The 21,741-nt window shown below is 71.7% G+C and carries 20 protein-coding genes; 11 read left to right on the top strand and 9 right to left on the bottom strand.

The features are described from left to right. Positions 1–3: 3 nt before the first annotated feature. Positions 4–708, bottom strand: coding sequence for an SDR family oxidoreductase (locus ACWEGE_RS35640; protein WP_449664877.1), 705 nt, complete (start codon positions 706–708; stop codon positions 4–6). A gap of 101 nt (positions 709–809) precedes the next feature. On the opposite strand from ACWEGE_RS35640, the gene ACWEGE_RS35635 reads away from it, so the two are divergent. Together ACWEGE_RS35635 and ACWEGE_RS35630 are read left to right on the top strand one after the other, a co-directional pair. Next, positions 810–1,295 (top strand): winged helix-turn-helix transcriptional regulator, encoded by a 486-nt coding sequence (locus ACWEGE_RS35635; protein WP_449664876.1) that lies wholly within the window; start codon positions 810–812, stop codon positions 1,293–1,295. Positions 1,296–1,410: 115 nt separating this feature from the next. Next, positions 1,411–1,965 carry a snapalysin family zinc-dependent metalloprotease gene (locus ACWEGE_RS35630; protein ID WP_449664875.1) on the top strand — a complete coding sequence of 185 codons (555 nt, stop codon included), beginning with the start codon at positions 1,411–1,413 and terminating at the stop codon, positions 1,963–1,965. Between the two features lie 5 nt (positions 1,966–1,970). On the opposite strand, the gene ACWEGE_RS35625 is transcribed toward ACWEGE_RS35630, so the two are convergent. Genes ACWEGE_RS35625 through ACWEGE_RS35610 form a run of 4 tightly spaced genes read right to left on the bottom strand, consistent with a single transcriptional unit; the run spans position 1,971 to position 7,889 of the window. Then, a complete protein-coding gene (locus ACWEGE_RS35625) occupies positions 1,971–2,642 on the bottom strand; it encodes a GntR family transcriptional regulator (protein WP_449664874.1) in 672 nt (223 codons plus the stop codon). Between the two features lie 29 nt (positions 2,643–2,671). Further along, complete coding sequence (locus ACWEGE_RS35620; protein WP_449664873.1) at positions 2,672–3,622, bottom strand: acetylxylan esterase; 951 nt, start codon at positions 3,620–3,622, stop codon at positions 2,672–2,674. Beyond that, entirely contained in the window at positions 3,622–5,907 is a 2,286-nt protein-coding gene (locus tag ACWEGE_RS35615; protein WP_449664872.1) for a glycosyl hydrolase family 95 catalytic domain-containing protein, read from the bottom strand. Before ACWEGE_RS35615 ends, ACWEGE_RS35620 begins: the two co-directional genes overlap by 1 nt. After that, positions 5,907–7,889 (bottom strand): fibronectin type III domain-containing protein, encoded by a 1,983-nt coding sequence (locus tag ACWEGE_RS35610; protein ID WP_449664871.1) that lies wholly within the window; start codon positions 7,887–7,889, stop codon positions 5,907–5,909. The genes ACWEGE_RS35615 and ACWEGE_RS35610 overlap by 1 nt, the downstream gene beginning before the upstream one ends. Positions 7,890–8,022: 133 nt before the next feature. On the opposite strand from ACWEGE_RS35610, the gene ACWEGE_RS35605 reads away from it, so the two are divergent. After that, positions 8,023–9,180, top strand: coding sequence for an AAA family ATPase (locus ACWEGE_RS35605; RefSeq protein WP_449664870.1), 1,158 nt, complete (start codon positions 8,023–8,025; stop codon positions 9,178–9,180). A gap of 2 nt (positions 9,181–9,182) precedes the next feature. Here ACWEGE_RS35605 and ACWEGE_RS35600 read toward each other — a convergent pair whose 3' ends face one another. Continuing rightward, positions 9,183–10,187, bottom strand: a complete 1,005-nt coding sequence (locus ACWEGE_RS35600) for a LacI family DNA-binding transcriptional regulator (protein WP_449664869.1) — start codon at positions 10,185–10,187, stop codon at positions 9,183–9,185. Between the two features lie 153 nt (positions 10,188–10,340). Between ACWEGE_RS35600 and ACWEGE_RS35595 the strand changes: the two genes are divergently transcribed. The 7 genes from ACWEGE_RS35595 to ACWEGE_RS35565 all read left to right on the top strand — a co-directional run bounded on the left by ACWEGE_RS35595 (position 10,341) and on the right by ACWEGE_RS35565 (position 18,546). After that, positions 10,341–11,420 (top strand): ABC transporter substrate-binding protein, encoded by a 1,080-nt coding sequence (locus ACWEGE_RS35595; protein WP_449664868.1) that lies wholly within the window; start codon positions 10,341–10,343, stop codon positions 11,418–11,420. Continuing rightward, positions 11,417–12,982: a sugar ABC transporter ATP-binding protein gene (locus ACWEGE_RS35590; RefSeq protein WP_449664867.1), complete on the top strand. Its 1,566-nt coding sequence runs from the start codon at positions 11,417–11,419 to the stop codon at positions 12,980–12,982. Before ACWEGE_RS35595 ends, ACWEGE_RS35590 begins: the two co-directional genes overlap by 4 nt. After that, the gene (locus ACWEGE_RS35585; RefSeq protein ID WP_449664866.1) at positions 12,975–13,937 is read left to right on the top strand and encodes an ABC transporter permease; all 963 of its coding nucleotides are present in this window, start codon (positions 12,975–12,977) and stop codon (positions 13,935–13,937) included. Before ACWEGE_RS35590 ends, ACWEGE_RS35585 begins: the two co-directional genes overlap by 8 nt. After that, the gene (locus tag ACWEGE_RS35580) at positions 13,934–14,908 is read left to right on the top strand and encodes an ABC transporter permease (RefSeq protein ID WP_449664865.1); all 975 of its coding nucleotides are present in this window, start codon (positions 13,934–13,936) and stop codon (positions 14,906–14,908) included. Before ACWEGE_RS35585 ends, ACWEGE_RS35580 begins: the two co-directional genes overlap by 4 nt. A 29-nt stretch (positions 14,909–14,937) precedes the next feature. After that, on the top strand, positions 14,938–17,397 hold the full coding sequence (locus tag ACWEGE_RS35575) for a LamG-like jellyroll fold domain-containing protein (RefSeq protein ID WP_449664864.1): 2,460 nt from the start codon (positions 14,938–14,940) through the stop codon (positions 17,395–17,397). A gap of 88 nt (positions 17,398–17,485) precedes the next feature. After that, positions 17,486–17,884, top strand: a complete 399-nt coding sequence (locus ACWEGE_RS35570; RefSeq protein ID WP_449664863.1) for a carboxymuconolactone decarboxylase family protein — start codon at positions 17,486–17,488, stop codon at positions 17,882–17,884. After that, entirely contained in the window at positions 17,881–18,546 is a 666-nt protein-coding gene (locus ACWEGE_RS35565; protein ID WP_449664862.1) for an epimerase, read from the top strand. Before ACWEGE_RS35570 ends, ACWEGE_RS35565 begins: the two co-directional genes overlap by 4 nt. On the opposite strand, the gene ACWEGE_RS35560 is transcribed toward ACWEGE_RS35565, so the two are convergent. Genes ACWEGE_RS35560 through ACWEGE_RS35550 form a run of 3 tightly spaced genes read right to left on the bottom strand, consistent with a single transcriptional unit; the run spans position 18,506 to position 20,995 of the window. Further along, on the bottom strand, positions 18,506–19,168 hold the full coding sequence (locus ACWEGE_RS35560; protein ID WP_449664861.1) for a TetR family transcriptional regulator: 663 nt from the start codon (positions 19,166–19,168) through the stop codon (positions 18,506–18,508). The two genes, ACWEGE_RS35565 and ACWEGE_RS35560, sit on opposite strands and share 41 nt — an antisense overlap. A 19-nt stretch (positions 19,169–19,187) precedes the next feature. Beyond that, positions 19,188–19,604, bottom strand: coding sequence for a PGPGW domain-containing protein (locus ACWEGE_RS35555; RefSeq protein ID WP_449664860.1), 417 nt, complete (start codon positions 19,602–19,604; stop codon positions 19,188–19,190). Beyond that, positions 19,571–20,995, bottom strand: coding sequence for a serine hydrolase domain-containing protein (locus ACWEGE_RS35550; RefSeq protein WP_449664859.1), 1,425 nt, complete (start codon positions 20,993–20,995; stop codon positions 19,571–19,573). The genes ACWEGE_RS35555 and ACWEGE_RS35550 overlap by 34 nt, the downstream gene beginning before the upstream one ends. Positions 20,996–21,140: 145 nt before the next feature. Between ACWEGE_RS35550 and ACWEGE_RS35545 the strand changes: the two genes are divergently transcribed. Continuing rightward, complete coding sequence (locus tag ACWEGE_RS35545; RefSeq protein ID WP_449664858.1) at positions 21,141–21,740, top strand: dihydrofolate reductase family protein; 600 nt, start codon at positions 21,141–21,143, stop codon at positions 21,738–21,740. Position 21,741 lies beyond the last annotated feature (1 nt).

Raw genomic sequence — 21,741 nt, 5'->3', positions numbered from 1 at the left:
CGTTCAGGAAACCAGCGCGGGGTACAGCGCGGGGAGATCGCCGGCGAGCCCGGCCCGCACGTTCCGGCTGACGTCGTCGGCGAGCACCTCGAAGCGGCCCTCCTCGACACCGTCCAGCGCCAGCTTCGCCACCAGCGCCGGGTCGACCTTCGGGCCGTCGACGTGCTTGGCCATGTCGGTGTCCATGTAGCCGACGTGCAGCGCCGTCACCTGCGTCTTCTGCGGGGCCAGTTCCAGGCGCAGCGCGTTGGTCAGCGACCACGCCGCGGACTTCGCCGCGGAGTAGGCCGCGACCTGCGGTGCGGTGAACCAGGAAAGCACCGAAAGGACGTTGAGCACCGCGCCGCCGCCGTTGCGCTCGAGGACCGGCGCGAACTCGCGCGTCACGGCGAGGGTGCCGAAGTAGTGCGTGTCCATCTCCAGCCGGATGTCCTCGACGGACCCGCCGAGCAGCGACGCCCCGGTGGACGAACCGGCGTTGTTCACCAGCAGCGTCACGTCACTCGCCACCGCGGCGGCTTCCCGGATCGACTCCGGGTCGGTCACGTCGAGCCGCAGCGGGACCACGCCCGGCAGGTCGATCAACTCGGGATTCCTCGCGGCGGCATACACCTTGACCGCCCCGCGCTCCAGCAGCTCCGCGGCGAACCGGCGGCCGAGACCCCGGTTGGCCCCGGTGACCAGCGCGACCGCACCCGTGATGTCCATGACGAACTCCTCTCGCACCTGACTTGCTCGTTGCAAGCTAGCTGAAGACGAGACTACGACGTAGACTTGCTCCAAGCAAGTCAGGTCGAAGGGATCACACGATGAGCCGTCGCATCACCTGGGCGGACGCCGCCTGCCCGATCGCCCGCGCCGCCGACGTCCTCGGCGAGCCGTGGACGCTGCTGATCCTGCGCAACGCCACCGCGGGCACCACCCGGTTCGAGGACTTCCGCAGCCAGCTCGGCATCGCCGACAACGTGCTGACCACCCGGCTGGCCAAGCTCGTCGACCGCGGCCTGCTGACGAAGCTCCCCTACCGCGACGGCGGCCGCACCCGGCACGAGTACCGCCTCACCCAGGCCGGCTCGGACGCCCTGCCGGTGCTGCACGCCCTCGGCACCTGGGGGCACACCCACACCTCCTCGGACGCCGGGCCGACGACGCTGGTCCACTCCCGCTGCGGGCAGCCCACCCGGCCGGGCGCGAAGTGCGACAGCTGCGGAAAACCGCTGGACAGGACCGAGCTGGCGTGGCGCGGATCGTGGCTCGGCGAGGACGACATCCCGCTGGCCGAACCGGTCGGCTGAGCCGAACGGCCCCAAGCCGGTACGAAAGTCGGGTCACAAACGCCGGGCGATTCCGTAAGTTCGACACCCAGCGCGCGCAGACCCGGTAAATTCCCCACGGCAAGGAGTCGTCCCGATGTCCAGGAAGTACCTGCTGCCCGGTGCCGCCGTCGCCCTGGCGATGATCGCGACCCCGCTGACGGCCGGCCCGGCCTTCGCGGCCCCGGAAGCGGCCACGATCGTCTACTACGACACCTCGGACGCCCCGAGTTTCCGCGCGGTGATCAACGCGGGCGCGGCCAACTGGAACGCGGCGGTGTCGAACGTCAAGCTCCAGGAGAGCTCGTCGGGCGCGTCGCTGCACTACACCGAGGGCAACGACCCGCGCGGCTCGTACGCCCAGACCGACGGCCACGGCAGCGGCACGATCTTCATCGACTACACCCAGGCCCAGCAGTACGACCAGACCCGGATCGCGGCCCACGAAACCGGGCACGCGCTGGGCCTGCCGGACCACTACGAAGGCCCGTGCTCGGAGCTGATGTCCGGCGGTGGCCCCGGCCCGTCCTGCACGAACGCGAACCCGAACGCCACCGAGGCGTCACAGGTGGAATCCCTGTGGGCCAATGGCTTCACCGGCGCCCGCAAGGCCGCGTCCCGCGTCTACGAAGTGACGATGCCGGTCGGGTAACGCCGTCAGAGTCGGTCGAGCAGGCGGTCCCGGGCCACTTCGAGGTGGTCGGTCATCGCCTTGCGAGCTCCCGCCGGGTTGCCCGCGATCAGGGCGGCCACGATCCGGCTGTGCTCGGTGATCGTCTGCTCGCCGAACGGCTGGTTGTAGTTCAGCCGGAAGAAGTGCAGGTGGCAGTGGGTGCGGGCGAACGCCTGCTCGACCGCCGCGTTGCCCGCCAGGTGCAGGATCAGCTCGTGCAGCCGCTGGTCGTGCGCGGTCAACGCCTTGTAGTCGCGGTAGGCGTCTTCGGCCGGCGCGGCCGGGCAAGTCGCCATCTCGGCTTCGAGCAGCGCCACGTTCTGGTCCGACATCGCCGCCGCCGCCAGTGCCGCGGACGGCGGCTCCAGCAGCAGCCGCAACGCGTACACGTCGTCGACTTCCTTGCGGTTCAGCAGTTCCGTGACGCGGTAGCCGCGCAGCGGCAGCCTGCTGACGAGCTCCTCCGACTCCAGCCGCGCCAGCGCCTCGCGCACCGGTGTGCCCGAAACGCCGAGCTCGCGGGCGATCTCGTCGATGTTCACGCGGGCACCCGGGGCGATGCCGTCGTTCATGATCAGCGCCCGGATCTGCTCGTAGACGCCGTCGGCGAGCACCTGCCGGCTCGGCAGGGCCTCGAGGCGCCGTCCGCCTGCCATCGGTCCCCTCTCGATTCGTCCCGTCCAGGCTACTGCCCGAACACCGGGCCGAACGCGTCGAGCACCGCACGCAGGTCGTCGTCCCCGCCGGCTTCGTGGCCGCCGTACTCCCAGACCGCGAGCTCCTTCGGCCCGCGGTAGGCGTGGTAGGCGCCGAAGACGGTCGACGGCGGCACGATGCCGTCCATCAGCCCCACCGAGAACCACGCGGGTGCCGCCGCGCGGCTCGCGAACCCGACTCCGTCGAAGTAGGACAGGACGTCGAAGACCCGCTCGGCCCGGGTCCGGTGCATGGCCAGGTAGCCGGTGAGTTCCGTGTACGGCCGCTCCCCCGCGACCAGGCTCGCGCGCCGGAAGTCGCAGAGGAACGGCGCCTGGGCGTGCAACGCCACGACGTCCGGCACGAGCGCCGCCGCGGCCAGCGCGATGCCGCCGCCCTGGCTGTTGCCCACCACCGCCACCCGCGCCGGGTCGACCGGCCCGATCGCCCGCACCGCGTCGACCGCGCGCGCGGCGTCGGTGAAGATCCGCCGGTAGACGTAGGTTTCGCGGCTCTCGATCCCGCGGGTGAGGTGGCCGGGGTATGCCGGGCCGGTCCCGGCCGGGTCCGGTGTCACGCCGCCCTGGCCGCGCACGTCGACCTGCAGGTGCGCGTACCCCGCGGCCGCCCAGTGCAGCTGGTCGAGCTCGCTGCCGCGGCTGCCGCCGTAGCCGTGGAACTGCACGACCGCCGGCCGCGGTCCCGCCGCCTGCCGGGGCAGCTTCAGCCACGCCCGGATCGGGTGCCCGCCGAAGCCGGCGAAGGTGACGTCGAAGACGTCGATCGCCCGCAACGGCGTCTCGACCGGCGTGAGCCGGACACCGATGTCGTGCACCCGCGCTTCGGCCAGCGTCGAGGCCCAGAAGGCGTCGAAATCGGCGGGCGCCGTGTAGTCGCTGCGGTATTCCCACAGCGCGTCACGGCCGAGGTCGGTCAGCATCACAATCCTTTCAGGACGGTCGATTCGCCCACCGCGGGCCGGAGTTCCGCGGTCGCGCAGCGGAACCGGACGGCGACCGGTTCGGCCGGGTCCCCGCCGGTCCGCGTCACCCGGACGAAGTCCGGCTCGCCGCCGCGCCAGCGCAGGTCGACGGTGACACCGCCACGGCAGCGCAGGCCGCGGAGCTCGCCGTCCGGCCAGGCGGCGGGCAGCGCCGGGAGCAGCACGATCGTGCCGGAATGGCTCTGCACCAGCAGCTCCGCGATGCCCGCCGGGAAGCCGAGGTTGCCGTCGATCTGGAACGGCGGGTGGGTGCTGAACAGGTTCGGCAGCAGCCCGCCCCACGCCGAGCCGTCGACCGGGGCATCGCGGTGGCGGTCGCCGGTGAACGGCTGGACCGCTTCGCGCAGCAGCGAGAGCGCGGTCTCGCCGTCGCCGAGACGAGCCCGCAGGGCGATCTTCCACGCCCACGACCACCCCATCGCGCCCGGGCCGCGCCGGTCCAGGACCCGCTCGGCGGCCGCGGCGAGCCCGCCCGGAGTCGACAAACCGACCTGGCCGAGCGGGTAGACCGAGACGAGGTGCGAAAGGTGCCGGTGGAGCGGGTCCTCCTCGGGCAGGTCTTCGGCCCACTCCCCCAGCCTGCCGTCGGGGAGCACGGGCAGCGGGCGCAGCCGCGGCAAAGCGGCCTCGATCTCGTCGCACAGCGGATCGTCGACGCCGAGCGCGCCGGCCGCGGCGAGAGCGCGCTCGAACACCGCCCCGATCAGCGCGATGTCCATTGTGGATGACCAGGTCAGCGACTCCTTCGTCCCGGCGCCGGAGAGGAAGAGGTTCTCCGGCGACGTCGACGGGCAGGTGCCGAGGACGCCGTCCCGCTCGACCAGCCAGTCCAGGCAGAACTCGGCGCAACCGCGCAGCAGCGGCCAGGCCGTCGTCGCCAGGAACCCGCGGTCGCGGGTGAAGTCGTAGTGCTCCCAGGCGTGCTGGACCAGCCACGCGCCGCCCATCGGCCAGATGGCCCAGGACGGGTTGCCGTGGCCCATCCCCACCGGCAGCGCCCAGCCCCACGGGTCGGTGTTGTGGTGGACGACCCAGCCGCGGGCGCCGTACAGCTCGCGCGCCACGTCCGCGCCGGTGACCGCGAGCTTGCCGAGCAGGTCGAACAGCGGGAGGTGGCACTCGCCGAGCCCGGTCGTCTCGGCCGCCCAGTAGTTCATCTGCGTGTTGATGTTGACCGTGTAGTTCGACGACCAGGCCGGGCGGAGGTCGTCGTTCCAGATGCCCTGCAGGTTGGCCGGGGGCGCGCCGGGCCGGGACGCACTGGCCAGGAGGTACCGGCCGTACTGGAAGAGCACGGTGGCCGTCAGCTGCTCGTCCTGCCCGGCGAGCAGTTCCGCGACGTCGTGCGTGCCGCCGCGGCGGCCGCCGATCCGGAGCGAAGCCGCGCCGAGCAGCGGCCGGAGGTCGGCCTCGTGCGCGCGGCGCAGCTCCTGAGCCCCGGCGGCGGCCGCCCGCTCGGCCAGGACGGCCGCGCGTCGGCGGTGTTCGTCGCGGGTGCGCTGCCGGTCGCCGATCCAGGCGTCGTACGCGCTGGTCGAGCCGGCCAGCACGACCAGGGTCCGGGTGCGCTCGCGGACGACCCGGACGGCGACCGCGCCGAACGGGTCGTAGCCGTCCGCGGTCCCGTACCGCAGCGGTCCGGCGACCTGGGGCTCGTGCCGCGGCGCGCCGTCGACCGGGATCTCGATGCCGAGGTCGAGGCCGTCGCGCCACACTTCGCGCAGCGGCGTCGTCACCTCGACCCCGACGTCGGCCGACGTCACCGCCACGCAGAGGACCTGCGCGGGCCGGCTCACCCAGGTCGTCCGCTCGACGTCCCGGCCGCCGACGGTGAGCCGCTCGGTGACGACACCGTTGTCCAGGTTGAGCGTCCGGCCGTGCGAGGTGCCCTCGGGCAGCGTCAGCCAGAGGTCCACGTACGGCAGGAACTCCTGGCTGTACGGGCCTTCGAAGCCCATCAGGAGCGCTTCGGCGCGCCGGAAGTCCTTGCCGAACACCGCTTCCCGCACCTCGGCGAGCTGCTCCGGCCCGGCGGCGACGTCCTTGAGCGCCGCCGCCGGGCCGTGCGGGGTGCCGGACCACACCGTCGCGTCGTTGACCTGGACACGGGTGCGGCCGGCGCCGCCGAACACCATCGCGCCGAGCCGCCCGTTGCCGACCGGCAAGGCTTCGGTCCAGTCCGCCGCCGGGTGCGGCCACGAGAGCAGGAGGTCCTGGTCCACTAGACGGTGATCCGGTCGACGTCGTAGACGTACCCGGCCTGGTTGCCGACCTGGATCGTGTTGGCCCCGGCCTGCAGGTACACCGGGACGGTCACCGTCTGCGGGGTGTTCCAGTCGTCGTCGTTGCTGCCGGCGACCGGCAGCGGGAACGACGTCCCGTTGACCGTGACGATCCCGGTCCGGCTCGAGTCACCATCCACATAGGACAGCTGCATCAGGTACGTGCCCGCGGCCGCCGCCGCCACCGTGGGCAGGACGACGTAACCGCTGCCGCCGAGGTAGCCGACCTTCTTGCCGCCCGAACACGCGCAGTCGTAGACGGTCGCGCCGCCCTGGGGGCTGCCGTTCTCGGCCTCGTACGTCCTGGGGCCGCCGGCGGCGGGGGTCGTCAGGCTGATCTTCTTGCTGGGTGCGGAAGGGCGGCCGGACCGCGGGTTCGCGACCACCGTGAACTCGTACGACGTCGACGGCTCGAGGCCGGTGACCGTGCCGCTCGCGCCGCTGGTGGACGTCGCCTTCCGGCCGTTGACGAAGACGTCGTAGCCCTGCGCGCCCGTCGAGGCGTCCCAGGCCAGGGAGACGCTGGTGCCGGTGGCCGCGGTGCCGTGCACGACGGCGGGCGCGGCGAGGGCGCCGCGGTCGCGCGGGGTGACCTTGAACAGGCGCGAGCCGTGCACCGGCAGGTCCGCCGCCGGGTCGCGGACGTCCCGGTGGGCCCAGAGGTCGCGGATCTGCACCGGGCCGGTGATGCCGAGCTGCGCGAGGTCCGCGCTCACCCGGGCGGGCACGGCGGCGAGGTTGAACAGGGCGACCGTGTAGCTGCCGTCGGCGTTGCGGTTGTACCAGACCTGTTGGTCGGATGTCTGGCTCACCGGCTTGGCCGGGATCCCGGCCTGATCGACGGCGATGACCTCGTCGTTGGTCAGCAGTTCGACCCCGTAGTCGTCCAGCTGGGTCAGGTCGTCGCCCAGGTAGAGCGGTGCGGCTTCGATGGCCCACAGCGTCAGGTAGCTCTGCCGTTCGGCTTCGGTGAGCCCGTCCATCCTGCCGCTGCCGACGTCGAGGGAGTCGAGGTTGTTCCAGTGCCCCGGCCCGGCGTCGGGGATCCACTGCACGACGTCGTTCCAGCGCTGCTTGACCGAGTTGTTCCAGGTCACGAGGGTGTCGCAGTAGCACTCGACGTCGGTGTCGACGCGCCAGCCGTTGGTGTTGGCCTTCCAGACGCCGGCCTGCCGGTGGCTCAGCGCCCAGGAGACGACGAACTCCATCGGGCGCCCGGTCTTGGCGATCGCCTTGTGCCAGGCTTCGACGTCGGCGGTGTTGGTGTGGTTCTCGCCGCCCTTGAAGGAGCCCGGGCCGACGCCGTCGAGCTTGAGGAAGTCGACGCCCCAGCCGGCCAGCAGCCGCGCCACCGAGTCCACATAGGACTGGGCGCACGGGTTCGCGAAGTCGATCTTGTAGGCGGAGTCCCAGCCGTTGGTCGTGCGCAGGTCGGGGTAGACGAGGTCCCGGGTGTGGCAGTTCGCGGTGCCGGCGATCGGCGAGTTGCCGTCGTGGTAGGCCTTGAGGTCCAGGCCCACGGCCAGGTACGAGCCGAGCTTCAGGCCCTTGCGGTGGACGTAGTCGGCGACGTGCTTCATGCCGTCCGGGAACGTCACGGGGTTGACCACCGGGCGCGCGTACTGGTCGAAGCCGTTCGCCCAGCCGGCGTCGATGTTGACGTAGGTGTAGCCGTGCTGCTTGAACTTCGCGGCGAGCACGTCGGCCTGCTGGAGGACGTGCTGCTCGGTCAGCCAGCTGGCCGTGCCGTTCGGGTTGACGCCCGGGTAGTTCGTCGACTCGAGGCTCCAGCTGCTCCAGCCCAGGTAGGGCTGCTGCGCAACGGGCTGCTGGAGTTCTTCCGCCGTCGCCGCCACCGGCGCGGTGAGCAGGCCCGCCGCCACCGCGAGCCCGGCGAGGGCACCGAGAGCCCGTGCTGCCATGACCACTCCTTCGAGGTCCGAGCAAAACCGTGGATCCTATAGGATCTGCGATTTTGGTCGGCGCGGCTCGGCGGTGTCAACGACAGGACCGGACAAACATCGGACGAATCAACGGCGGACTAGGTTGCGGGGCATGCTCACCACGCTGGCTGTCGCGAACTACCGCTCACTGCGTGACCTGGTGCTGCCGCTGTCCGGCCTGACGGTCGTCACCGGACCGAACGGCAGCGGCAAATCGAGCCTGTACCGGGCGCTGCGCCTGCTGGCGGACGCGTCGCGCAACGGCGCCGTCGCGGCACTGGCGCGGGAGGGCGGCCTGCCCTCGACGCTGTGGGCCGGCCCGGAGAACGGCGTCCGGCGGGGCACCACGCGGGTCCAGGGCAAGGTGCACACGAAGGCCGTCGGGCTGCGGCTCGGCTTCGCGGGCGACGAGTTCGGCTACGCGCTCGACCTCGGGCTGCCGGTGCCGGGCGCGACGCTGTTCAACCTCGACCCGGAGTTCAAGCGGGAAGCCGTGTGGTCGGGGCCGGTCCTGCGGCCGACGGCGCTGCTGGCCGACCGGGCGGGGCCGTCGGTGCGCACCCGCGTTTCGTCCGGGGCCTGGGGTGACGAGCGGTTCAAGATCCGGCTGACCGACAGCATGCTGAGCGAGTTCGCGGATCCACGGGCCTGCCCGGAGCTGCTGGTGCTGCGGGAGCGCATCCGGTCGTGGCGGTTCTACGACCACTTCCGCACCGACGGCGACGCCCCCGCCCGCCAGGCCCGCATCGGCACCCGCACGCCGGTGCTGGCCCACGACGGCGCCGACCTGGCGGCGGCCCTGCAGACGATCATCGAGGTGGGCCGCGCCGCGGAGCTCGCCGAGGTGATCGACGGGGCGTTCCCCGGCTCGACCGTGGAGGTACGGCGCTCCGAGGACGGCCTGCTGTCGGTCGAGTTCCGCCAGCACGGCCTGTTGCGCCCGCTGTCGGCGGCGGAGCTGTCGGACGGGACGCTGCGGTTCCTGCTGTGGGTGGCGGCCCTGCTCACCCCGCGCCCGCCGGAGCTGCTGGTGCTGAACGAGCCGGAGACGAGCCTCCACCCGGACCTCCTGCCGGCACTGGCGGCCTTGATCGCCACGGCGGCGAAGGAGACCCAGCTGGTGGTGGTCTCCCACGCCCAGCCCCTGATCCGCGCGCTGGCGGCGGTGGCCGACGTGGGCACGGTGGAGCTGGAGAAGGAGTACGGCGAGACGAAGGTGGCCGGCCAGGGCCTCCTGGACCGCCCCTCCTGGCACTGGCCCTCCCGCTGACCTCAGCGGCCGCGGGTGCTTTCGCGGATCTCCAGGGCGAACGGGGTCTGGATGTCCTGCGGCGGGGACGTCTTGTCTCCCGTGATGCGCCGGTGCACGAGGTCCACCGCCGCCTCGGCCAGTGCCGTTTTGTCCGGCGCGATCGTCGTCAGCGACGGCAGTGAGAATGCGCTCTCTTCGTTGTTGTCGAACCCCACGATCGCGACGTCCTCCGGCACCCGCAGGCCCAGCTCGGCGACCGCGCGCAGCGCGCCGACGGCCAGCAGGTCGTTGAAGCAGAACACCGCGTCCGGCGGCGAAGGCAGGGCCAGCAACGACTTCATCGCCGCCGCCCCCACCGACCGGTGCCACTTCTCCGCCGGGGCCACCAAAGCGTCCGAATAGGACAGACCGGCCGCCTGCAGGGCCGCGCGGTACCCGGCCAGCCGCTGGGACGACGTCCCGCGTTCCGGATTGCGCCCGATGGCCGCGATGCGCGTGCGGCCCAGTGACGCCAGGTGCGACACGGCCGTGCGCGCCGCCAGGACGTTGTCGATCGCCACGTGGTCGATCGGCAGGTCCACCGCGTGCTCACCCAGCATGACCAGCGGGATCCCGCCCGGGTCGGCCGGGAAGTCCGCCGCCTGCAGGGCTTCCGGGTGCACCAGTGCCCCGTCGACCAGGTGCGGGCCCAGCGAGGCGAGGGTCTCCCGCTCCCGTGACCGCGTCCCCTGCGTCTGTTCGATCAGGACGCTCCAGCCGCGCTGCTGGGCCGCCGTGATGACCAGGCCGGCCAGCTCGCCGAAGTACGGGATCGACAGCTCCGGCACCATCAGCGCCAGGAAGCCGGTGCGGCCGCGGCGGAGGTTGCGGGCCCCGATGTTGGGCCGGTAGCCGGTCGCCGCCAGGGCTTCCTCGACGCGCCGGCGGTTTTCCGGCTTGACGAAGGCGTAGCCGTTCACGACGTTCGACACGGTCTTCACCGACACTCCGGCAAGCGTGGCGACGTCCTTGAGCGTCACGGTCACGGGCGGTCCCTTCAGAGAGTGAGCACGAAGTGTAGCGAGCGGCTGCCGGTTTACAACGTTGTTCCAACGATGTAAAAAGTACTTCAAGGCTCCCGCGGTGACCCCGATCACCCCGGCGAGCGGGCCACCAACGACGCTGCCCGAGGAGTCGCCGTGCTCTTGTCCTCCCGTCCCCGACTGGTCCTGGTCACCGCGGCCGCCGCCGCGCTGACCCTCACCTCCTGCACCAGCAGGGAGGAAACCCCGGCCGCCCCCGCCAGCGGCGACGGGCCGGCCGCGTCCGCGCAGTCCGCCGCCCCGAGCGCCGACGGCTGCACCCTGCAGAAAACCGGTTACCCCAAGGTCGACCTCAAGACGGCGGTGGTCGGTTTCTCACAGTCCGAAAAGGAGGCCAACCCCTTCCGGATCACCGAGACGCAGTCCATCCGCGACGAAGCCGCGAAGCTGGGCATCGCGGAAGACAAGCTGCTGGTCACCAACGCCCAGAGCGACCTGAACCGGCAGATCAGCGACATCAAGTCGATGCTCGACCGCGGCGCCCAGCTGCTGGTCGTCGCCCCGCTGAACTCCGACGGCCTCCAGCCCGCCCTCGACGCGGCGAAGGCCAAGAAGGTCCCGGTCGTCACCGTCGACCGCAAGGTGACGTCGCAGCCGTGCACCGACTACCTGACCTTCATCGGCTCCAACTTCGTCGAGCAGGGCAAGCGCGCCGCCCAGGCGATGGTGAAGTCGACCGGCGGCACCGGCAAGGTCGCGATCCTGCTCGGCGCGTCCGGCAACAACGTCACCACCGACCGGACCAAGGGCTTCAAGGACGAGCTCGCGAAGACGCCGGGCCTGTCCGTGGTCGCCGAGCAGACCGGCGAGTTCGACCGGTCCAAGGGCCAGTCCGTGATGGAGCAGCTCATCCAGAGCCACCCGGACCTCACCGCCGTCTACGCCGAAAACGACGAAATGGGCGTCGGCGCGGTCAACGCGCTCAAGACGGCGGGCAAGGCACCGGGCAAGGACGTCAAGATCGTCTCCATCGACGGCACCCGCAACGCCGTGCAGCTCATCGTCGACGGCAGCTACAACGCGGTGATCGAGTCGAACCCGCGCTTCGGCCCGCTGGCCTTCCAGACGCTGCAGAAGTTCGAGAACGGCGAGGCCATCCCGGCGAGCATCGTCATCGCCGACGACCAGTACGACGAGACCAACGCCGCGCAGAAGGTCGGGAACTCCTACAAATGACGGCAGCCACCGAAGAGGACGTCGCCATGACGACCGCACCGGTGCTCGAGGTGGCCGGGGTGACCAAGCGGTTCCCCGGCACCCTCGCGCTCGACGGCGTCAGCTTCGCGCTGGCGCCGGGCGAGGTGCACGCGCTGGTCGGTGAAAACGGCGCCGGCAAGTCCACCCTGATCAAGGTGCTCACCGGCGTCTACCAGCCCGACGAAGGCGAGGTGCGCCACCTCGGCGAGCCGGTGGCGTTCAAGCGGCCGATCGACGCGCAGCGCGCCGGGATCTCCACCATCTACCAGGAGGTCAACCTCGTCCCGCTGATGAGCATCGCCGGCAACGTCTTCCTCGGCCGCGAGCCGCGCACCCGCACCGGCCTGGTGGACTGGCGGAGGATGCACGCCGACGCCCGCGAGCTGCTCAAGGGCTACGGCATCGACGACGACGTCAGGCGGCCGCTGCACACCCTTGGTGTCGGCGCGCAGCAGATGGTCGCACTGGCCCGCGCGGTCTCGACCGACGCCAAGGTCGTCATCATGGACGAGCCGACGTCGTCGCTGGAGCCGCGTGAGGTCGAGACGCTGTTCGAGGTGCTGCACCGGCTGCACGCGCAGGGGATCGCGATCGTCTACGTCAGCCACCGGATGGACGAGCTGTACCGCGTGTGCGACAGCGTCACCGTGCTGCGCGACGGCCGGGTCGTCCACACCGGACCGCTGAAGCCGCTGCCGCGCATCGAGCTCGTCTCGCTGATGCTCGGCCGGGAGATCAGGCAGATCCGCGAGGAAGGCGTCACAGCGTTCGGCGAAGAGCACGAGGTCGAACGCGAGCCGCTGCTCAAGGCCGAGCACCTCAGCGGCCTGCGGAAGCTGCGCGACGTCTCGGTGAGCATCCGGCCCGGCGAGGTCGTCGGCCTGGCCGGCCTGCTCGGCTCCGGCCGCAGCGAGACGGCACGGGCCATCGTCGGCGCGTTCCCCCTGTCCGGCGGCAGCGTCCTGCTCGCCGGGAAACCGCTGAAGCGGGGCAGGATCAAGGCCGCCATGCGCGCGGGCATCGCGCTGCTGGCCGAGGACCGCAAGACCGACGGGATCATCCCGAACCTGTCGGTCCGCGAGAACATCGTGCTCGCCGCGATGCCGGCGCTCTCGCCGTTCGGCCTGGTCAGCAAGGCCAAGCAGGACAAGATCGTCAAGATCTTCATGGAGCGGCTGCGGATCAAGGCGGCGAGTCCCGAGCAGAAGGTGTCGGAGCTCTCCGGCGGCAACCAGCAGAAGGTGCTGCTCGCCCGCTGGCTGGCCACCGGCCCGAAGATCCTGCTCCTCGACGAGCCCACCCGCGGCATCGACGTCGGCGCGAAGGCCGAGGTCCAGGCGCTGATCGACGAACTCGCCCAGGAGGGGCTCGGCGTGCTGCTCATCTCGTCCGAACTCGAAGAGCTGATCGACGGCGCCGACCGCGTGGTCGTGCTGCGCGACGGCGCGGTCGCCGGCGAGCTGACCGGCGACCGCATCACCGAGGAGAACGTCCTGACCGCCATCGCGGCGGAGAACACCGGGGGTGACAACGATGTCTAGCGCCACCCTGACGAGGAGTCCCGACCGCGCGAAAGTCACCGCGTGGCTGCAGAACTACGGCGTCTACCTGGCCGTCGTGGTGCTGCTGCTGTTCAACGTCGTGTTCACCGAGAACTTCCTGTCGGCGGCCAACTTCCGCACCCAGCTGGTGCAGGCGGCGCCGGTCTGCATCGTCGCGCTCGGCATGGCGCTGGTGATCGGCACCGAGGGCATCGACCTCTCGGTCGGCTCGGTGATGGCGATCGCCGCCGCGCTCATCCCGCTCTATCTCGGCGCCGGCCCGCTGATGGCGGTCATCGTGGCCGTCATCGCCGGGATCGTGTCCGGCCTGTTCAGCGGCTACCTGGTCGCCTACCTGGGCATCCAGCCGATCATCGCCACCCTGGCGCTGCTGGTCGGCGGGCGGGGGCTCGCCCTGGTGATCGCCCACGGGCAGCTCGTCCAGCTGCACAACCGCGACTTCCTGGCGCTGGGCACCGGCGACGTCCTCGGCGTCCCGATCATGGTGATCGTCGCGGGCGTGCTGTCCGTGCTGGCCGGGCTGGTCGTGCAGCGCACCACGTTCGGACGGCACCTGGTCGCCATCGGCGGCAACCGCGCCGCGAGCACGCTGGCCGGGCTGCCGGTCAACCGCGTGCTCATCAGCGTCTACGTGATCTCCGGGGCGCTGGCGGCGATCGCCGGTGTGCTGGCGACGTCGCGGCTGGCCGCCAGCGACCCCAGCGACGTCGGCCTGCTGATGGAGCTGTCCGCGATCACCGCGGTCGTCGTCGGCGGCACCCCGCTGACCGGCGGCCGGGTCCGCGTCCTCGGCACCGTCTTCGGCGCGCTGCTCATGCAGCTCGTCCAGGCCACCCTGATCAAGCACAACCTGCCGGACTCGACCGCGCAGATGGTCCAGGCGGCCATCATCGTCGTCGCGGTCTACGTCGCGCGTGAGCGGAGCAGCCGATGACCGCGACCCAGACCCAGGCCCGCAACGCGGCCTTCGCCGGGGTGCTCCAACGCCAGGGCGCGGCCGTCGTGCTCGTCCTCGGCATGGCCGCCGCCTGGTTCGCGTTCCCGCACTTCGGCACCGCGGACAACCTGCGCAACCTGGTGCTGCAGGGGTCGTTCCTCGCCGTGATCGCGCTCGGCATGACGTTCGTGATCATCTCCGGCGGCATCGACCTCTCGGTCGGCTCGAACTACGCGCTCGGCGGTGTCCTCGCCGCGTACGGCGCGCAGTACGGCCTGGTCGTGGCGATCCTGCTGCCCCTGGCGGTGTGTTCGCTGATCGGGTTCGTCAACGGCGTGCTCATCGCCCGCACCGGCATGGCGCCGTTCATCGTCACGCTGGCGTCCCTGCTGTTCGCCAGGGGGCTGCTGCTGGCGTGGACGACCGAAGGCGCGACGACGTACAAAGTGGACCCCGGCTCGGCGTTCCTCTGGCTGGGCCAGGGCACGGTCTTCGGCATCGGCGTCCCGGTCTACCTGACGCTCGTCCTGTTCACCCTCGGCGGCCTGCTGCTGCGCCGCACCCGGTTCGGCCAGTCCGTGTTCGCCATCGGCGGGGCCGAGCAGTCGGCGGTGCTGATGGGCCTTCCGGTGGCCCGCACCAAGGTGAGCCTCTACACGCTCAGCGGCGCGCTCGCCGGGTTCGCCGGCGTGCTCACCGCGGCGTACCTGCAGTCCGGCGTCACGGTGATCGGCGTCGGCACCGAGCTCGACGCGATCTCCGTCGTCGTCATCGGCGGCACGCTGCTCACCGGCGGCGCCGGGACGATCGTCGGCACGCTCGTCGGCGTGCTGCTGCGCACGCTGATCCAGAACGTCATCAACCAGATCGGCACCCTCGACTCCAACTACCAGACGGTGGTGAGCGGGGCCTTCCTGCTCGTCGTCGTGGTGATCCAGCGCCTGCTCGCGCGCTCCCGCACCCGCTGAACTCCCGTCCCCTACCAGGAGGTTCAACGATGTTCCGCCCCGCCCGACTGGCCGCCGCGCTGGCGATGGCCCTCACCGGACTCGCGGTCCCCGCCGCGCACGCCGAGTCCCCGCCGCAGTGGCAGCGGCTCACCCCGCCGCTGTCCACACCGTGGACCAACGACGTCTCACCCGCCAACGCCCTGCCGGACTACCCGAGACCACAGCTGACCCGCGCGAAGTGGCAGAACCTCAACGGGGTCTGGGAGTTCGCCTCGGCCAAGCCCGGCGAGGCCGCTCCGGTGGGCAGGACACTGGGCGAGCGCATCCTCGTGCCGTACCCGGTCGAGTCGGCGCTGTCCGGGATCATGCGCCACGAGACGAACATGTGGTACCGGCGGACGTTCCAGCTGCCGCGCGACTGGCGCGGGCAGCGGATCTTGCTGCACTTCCAGGCGGTCGACTACGACGCCACGGTGATCGTGAACGGCAAGACCGTCGGCCGCCACACCGGCGGTTACGACGCCTGGTCCGTCGACGTCACCGACGCCCTGACCACCGCCCGCGACCAGGAGCTGGTCGTCGGCGTCGCCGACCCGAACGACCAGGGCGGGCAGCCACTCGGCAAGCAGCGCGGGCCCGGTGACGGCATCTTCTACACGCCGTCTTCGGGCATCTGGCAGACCGTCTGGATGGAACCGGTGGCGTCCTCGCGGATCGACCGCCTGGACATCACCCCGGACCTGGGTTCGGTGACGGTGACCGCGGTCGTCGGCGGGCCGGTGAAGCAGCGCGTCGAAGCGGTCGCCTACGACCACGGCCGCCCGGTCGGGCGCGTGTCCGGCGACGCGAACAAGCCGTTGCAGCTCAAGGTGGACCGGCCGCACCTGTGGTCGCCGGACGACCCGTTCCTCTACGACCTGCGGGTGAAGCTCGTCCCGTCGGGCGACGAGGTCGGCTCGTACTTCGGGCTGCGCACGATCGGCCTCGGCAAGACCGCCGACGGCAAGCAGCGGATGCTGCTCAACGGCAAGTTCGTCATGCAGGTCGGCCCGCTGGACCAGGGCTTCTGGCCGGACGGCATCTACACCGCGCCGACCGACGCGGCCCTGAAGTTCGACCTGGAGCAGGAGAAGGCGCTCGGCTTCAACATGGTGCGCAAGCACATCAAGGTCGAGCCGGACCGCTGGTACTACTACGCCGACAAGCTCGGGCTCATGGTTTGGCAGGACATGCCGGCGATGAAGGACGACGTCGAGCCGTCGGCCGCCTCGCGGGTCACCTTCGAGTCCGAGCTGAAGCGGATGATCGACCAGCACCGCAGCTTCCCGTCGATCGTCAGCTGGGTGCCGTTCAACGAAGGCTGGGGCGACTACGAAGTCGGCCGCATCGCCGACCTGGTCAAGTCCTGGGACCCGACGCGGCTGGTGAACGCCGAATCCGGGGTCAACTGCTGCCGGTCCGAACCGGACAGCGGCCGCGGTGACGTCTACGACGACCACAGCTACACCGGCCCGGGCACGCCGATGCAAACCGGCCCGCGCGCGGCGGTCGACGGCGAGTACGGCGGCCTCGGCCTCAAGGTCGCCGGCCACGAGTTCGACGCGGCCGGCAGCTTCGCCTACGAGATGGAGCCGGACAGCGCGACGCTGACCCGGCGCTACGGCGAGCTGCAGCAGCGCCTGCTGCTGGTCGCCCAGCGGTGCGGGGTGTCCGCGGGTGTCTACACGCAGACCACCGACGTCGAGAAGGAGGTCAACGGCTTCTTCACCTACGACCGGCAGGTGAAGAAGATGGACTTCGCGGCGGTCCGCGCGGCGAACCTCGCGGTGATCAAGGGCGCCACCGGGGCCCCGGTGTCCGGTCCCTCGGTGCCCGCCGGCACGCCCGGGATCGACGGCATCGCCGCCTACCCCTTCGACGAGAACGCGGGCACGGTGGCGAAGGACGTCGTCGGCAGCCACGACGCCACGCTCGCCGGCGGGGCGTCCTGGACCGCGGGCAAGAGCGGCTCGGCGCTGGCGGTGAACGGGTCGGGCCAGTACACCGACACCGGTGCCGCACTGGTGAACACCGAAGGCAGCTACAGCGCGGCCGCGTGGGTCGAGTTCAACGCCGTCGGCGACGGTTTCCAGACGGTCGTCAGCCAGGACGGCCCGAGCAACAGCGCGTTCTTCCTGCAGTACTCGGGCCAGGACCACCGGCTCGCGATGAGCTTCGTCGGCACGCGGGCGCTGGCGCCCACGGCCCCGGAGGCGAACCGCTGGTACCACGTGGTGGGCGTCCGCGACGCGGCTTCGGGCACGTTGAAGCTCTACGTCGACGGCCAGCTCGCGGCCACGAAGAGCGTCTGCCTCGGCGAAGCGTCGACGGGCCACACGGTGATCGGCCGCGGCAAGTACGGCGGCAACCCGGTCGACTTCCTCGACGGCGCGGTCGACCAGGTCCACGTCTACGACCGGGCGCTGTCCGACGCGGACGTGAGCGCGCTGTACGCGAGCGGGAAGTAGGAGGTCCGCGAAGAGGCCGCGCCGGGACGCTCCCGGCGCGGCCTTTCCGGTTGACCTGGAGTCCGCTCCAGCCGCTACCGTCGCGGTCATGAGCGAAGATCGTTTCGAACGCGGCATGCAGACCCTGGTCGACCTCAACGGGGAAGAGACCGCCAAGCGGGTGCTGGACGGCCTCGCGGACATCTCGCCGAAGCTCGCCGACAGCGTCGTGTCGTGGGGCTTCGGCGAGATCTACTCGCGGCCGGCGCTCGTGCCGCGCGACCGCCAGCTCGTGACGCTGGGCATGCTGACCGCGCTCGGCGGGTGCGAGCCGCAGCTGGAGGTGCACGTCAATGCCTCGCTCAACGCCGGCCTGAAGCCGGAGGAGATCGTCGAGGCGCTCCTGCAGTCGGCGGCCTACTGCGGCTTCCCGCGGGCCCTGAACGCGACCGCCGTCGCGAAGAAGGTCTTCGCCGAGCGAGGGCTCCTGCCGGTGGCGGACGCGTGAGGGTCGTCCTTTTCGGCGCGACCGGCATGGTCGGCCGGGGCGCGCTGCGCGAGTGCCTGCTCGACGACCGGGTGGAGGCGGTGCTGGCCGTCGGCCGGTCCCCGCTCGGCGAGACGCACCCGAAGCTGACCGAACGCGTCGAGCCGGACCTGTTCGCCCTCGGCCCGATCACCGGCTACGACGTGTGCCTCTACTGCCTCGGCGTGTCCTCGGTCGGCGTCGCGCCGGCGGAGTACGAGCGGATCACCTACGAGCTGACGCTTTCGGTCGCCGGCAAGCTGCCCGAGGGCACCACGTTCGTGTACGTCTCGGGCCAGGGCACCGACAGCACCGAACGCGGCCGGGTGCGCTGGGCCCGCGTCAAGGGCGCCACCGAGAACGCGCTGGCCAGGCTGCCGCTGCGGACGTTCGCCGTCCGACCGGGCTACATCCAGCCGATGCACGGGATCACGTCCAGGACCCCGCTGTACCGGACGCTCTACCGCGTCGCGATGCCGCTGTACCCGCTGCTGCGGCGGCTGCTGCCCGGCTTCGTGACGACCAGCGAGGAGATCGGCCGGGCGATGCTGGAGGTCGCCGAGCACGGCTACGAGAAGCCGGTGCTCGAAAACGCCGACCTCGTCACCGCCGCCGCGCGACGAGCCCGGCCAGCAGGTTCGTGAGGCTCTCCGCCAGCGCCTCCGCGAACGACGGCACCCCGCCCAGCTCGGCCGCGGCGGCCGCGACGGCGGCGGTCGGGTTCGCGTGCGGCCACGCCCCCGAGACCACGATCACCACGCCGGCGGCGAACTGGCGGCCGCCGTCGGCCGACAGCTCCGGCACCCGGGCCCGGACCAGCGCACCGAGCCGCTCGGTGCCGGCCGCCGCCCGGCGCTTGAAGCTGCGGGCGAACTCCGGCGAGATGTTGCGTTCCAGCACCGGCGCCATCGCGCTGACCAGCTCGCACAGCAGCCGCCGCTCGGCCAGCGTCGCCGCGATCGCCCCGGCGACCCGCTCTTCGCGCGCGTAGCCGGGGTCCGGTGGCGCGGGCGGGCCGAGCTCGCCGTCCAGCTCGTCGAGCCACTCCGTCCACGCCGTGTCGAGGACCTCGAGGAAGACGGCCTCGCGGCTGTCGAAGTAGCGGAGCACATTGGACTTCGCGAGCCCGACGCGGCAGGCCAGTTCCCGCAGGCTGATGCCGGCGACCGGGCGCTCGGCCAGCAGCTCCCGCGCGGCGGTGAGGATCGCGGTGCGGCGCGCCTCGACCTGTTCCGGCCGCCGGGCCCGCTGGAATCCGGCGCTCATGGCGCCGACAGTATCCGGCTCAGCTGCGGCTGCCGGCCTCGCGCCGGGTCTTGACCCGCCGGTAGCTCCAGATCAGCAGCGCGAAGAGGATCACCGACGACAGGATCAGGCTCGACCCGGTGCTCCAGCCGCTGAACGGCAGCGACTTCACCGTGCCCCAGACGATCCCCGCCGCCAGCAGTGCCAGCCCGGCCAGCACCGAGCCGGCGATCCGCAGCGGCGACGACACGCTGTCTTCGGCCGCCTTCATCGCGCGGTCGCGCACCGGGTCGACGTACTTCTCGAGCGCCGGGAACTCCGAGGCCAGCAGCAGCAACCCGGCGAGCACGAGCAGCAGCCCGGGGCCGGGCAGGACGAGCAGCAGCACCCCGACCACCAGCAGGATGGCCCCCGCCACCGTGATCAGGATCCGCTTCGTCTGCTTGCCGATGCCCACCGGCCGTCTCCCCTCGTCGGGTCCGATTCTTCCTGGTCGCGGGCTTGCGTGCCACTCACGAGGGCCCGTGCCCTGGCCGTGGCCACGGTCAGGCCCGCCAGCGCGACCACGCCGAGCGCGACCACGAGCCCCGGCCAGACGTAGAGCACTTGGGCGTAGGTACCCCGCCGTCCGGCGAATACCCACCCGAGCAGCTGCGGCAGGAACACCAGCGGCACGAGCGGCAGCAGCGGCGGCCCGAGCCGCCACCAAGGCCGCTTCCGGGCCCGGCGCACGCCGAGCACGGCGAGACCCACGGCGACCAGGGCCAGCGCGCCCAGCACCCGGTCGGCGACCACCCCGGCGGGCAGGGCAGGCTCCGGCGTGCCGCCGCCCAGCAGGCTCGCCAGGTCTTCGGCCAGCAGCTCGGCCTCGTTGTCCAGCGCCATCCCGGTGTTCGCCAGCACGGCGACGCCGTACCCGCCGGGCAGCAGCACCTGCGCCGCGGTGTGGGAGAACCAGTCGCCGGTGTGGGACACCTTCCCGTCCCGGACGCGCCAGCCCAGCGCGTAGTCGCGGCCCGGCGCGGGCGTGTGCGCCAGCGCGGCGGCCGCCGGTGAGACCACCCCGCCGCCGTCCCGCTGCGCCACCAGCCACTTCGCCAGGTCCGCCGCGGTGGTGAGCACGCCGTGGCTGCCGCCGGTGAACCAGTCCGGTTCGGACACCGGGACCTCGATCCCGAAGGCCCGGACGTACCCCCGCGTCCCGGCGGGCGGGGTGTCCACGGTGGTGCTCGCCGTCATCCCGAGCGGGGCGAACAGCCTCGTCTTCAGGTACTCCGCGAACGGCTGCCCGCCGACGACCTCGACGATCCGGGCGGCGACCTCGTAGTTCGGGTTGTGGTAGTGGAATTCGGCGCCGGGCTCGCTCGCCGGCTGGGCGTCCTTCAGCCGGGTGACGGCCTCGGCGAGCGTGTGCGGCTGCGGCAGCGCGAGGTCGGGGAAGGCGGAGTCGGCCATCCCGGACGTCTGGTCCAGCAGCATCCGCACGGTGATCTTCGCGCCGCGCGGATCGGCGAGCCGGAAGTCCGGGAGGTACCGCGTCACCGGGCCGTCCAGGTCCAGCCGGCCCGCTTCGGCGAGCTGCAGGACGGCGAAGGCGGTCATGGACTTGCTCAGCGACGCGACCGGCAACCGGGTTTCCGCGGTGATCGGTGCGCCCGCCGCGTCGTGGCCGTAGCCGGCGACGCGGACGACGTCACCGTTGTGGGTGATGGCGATCGCCGCCCCCGGGAGGCCGGTGTGGTCGAGGTGGGCGCGGACGTAGCCGTCGATGTCCCGCGGAGCCGCCGCGCGCGCCGGGGTCGCGGTGGCCAGCAGCAGCGCCGCGAGCACGAGGAAAAGCCTGGTCATGGCCGGGAAAGTAGGCGGCGGCCACCCCCGGCGGCTGCTGCCGGACGGCGGGATCGACCCCCTACTTTCGGCACCTCTTCTTGACAGGCGGCCTATATTCAACTTGTCGCTTGATAAACTGATAAGTTGAATAAGGGGTGGGATCGTGGCGGGTGTGGTGGCGAGCTTCTGCATGTCGCTGGACGGGTTCGTGGCGCGGCCCGACGACAGCGTCGGACCGCTCTTCGACTGGTACCAGGCCGGAGACGTCGAGGTGCCGATGGTCGGCTACCCGATGACCTTCCGCCTGGCGCCGGCCAGCGCGGAGTACCTCGGCGCGTTCCTCGATTCGGTGCGCCACAGCGCGTTCGTCTGCGGCCGCCGCGTTTTCGAGTACACCCACGGCTGGGGCGGCCGGCCCCCGGGCGGCGGCAAGGCGTTCGTCGTGTCGCACCGGCCACCACCCGCCGGCTGGCCCGCGGACCACCTGGCGCCCTTCACCTTCTGCCCGGACGTCGGGACCGCGGTCGAACGGGCCAAGGCGGCCGGCGACGGGACGGTCGGCGTGTCCGGGCCGTCGATCGCCCAGCAGTGCCTGCGGCTCGGCCTGCTCGACGAGCTGCGGATCGACCTGGTGCCGGTGCTGCTGGGCGAAGGCGTGCGGTACTTCGGGGACCCCGGCACCGGGAAGTTCGCCCTGGAGCGGACCGAGGTGGTGGCCGGCGCCGGCGTCACCCACCTGCGGTACCGCGTCCACCACCGCTGAC

The sequence above is a fragment of the Amycolatopsis sp. NPDC004747 genome, assembly GCF_053601335.1.
The sequence above is the reverse complement of the archived record's forward strand: the minus strand, read 5'-3'. Positions and strand labels throughout refer to the sequence as shown.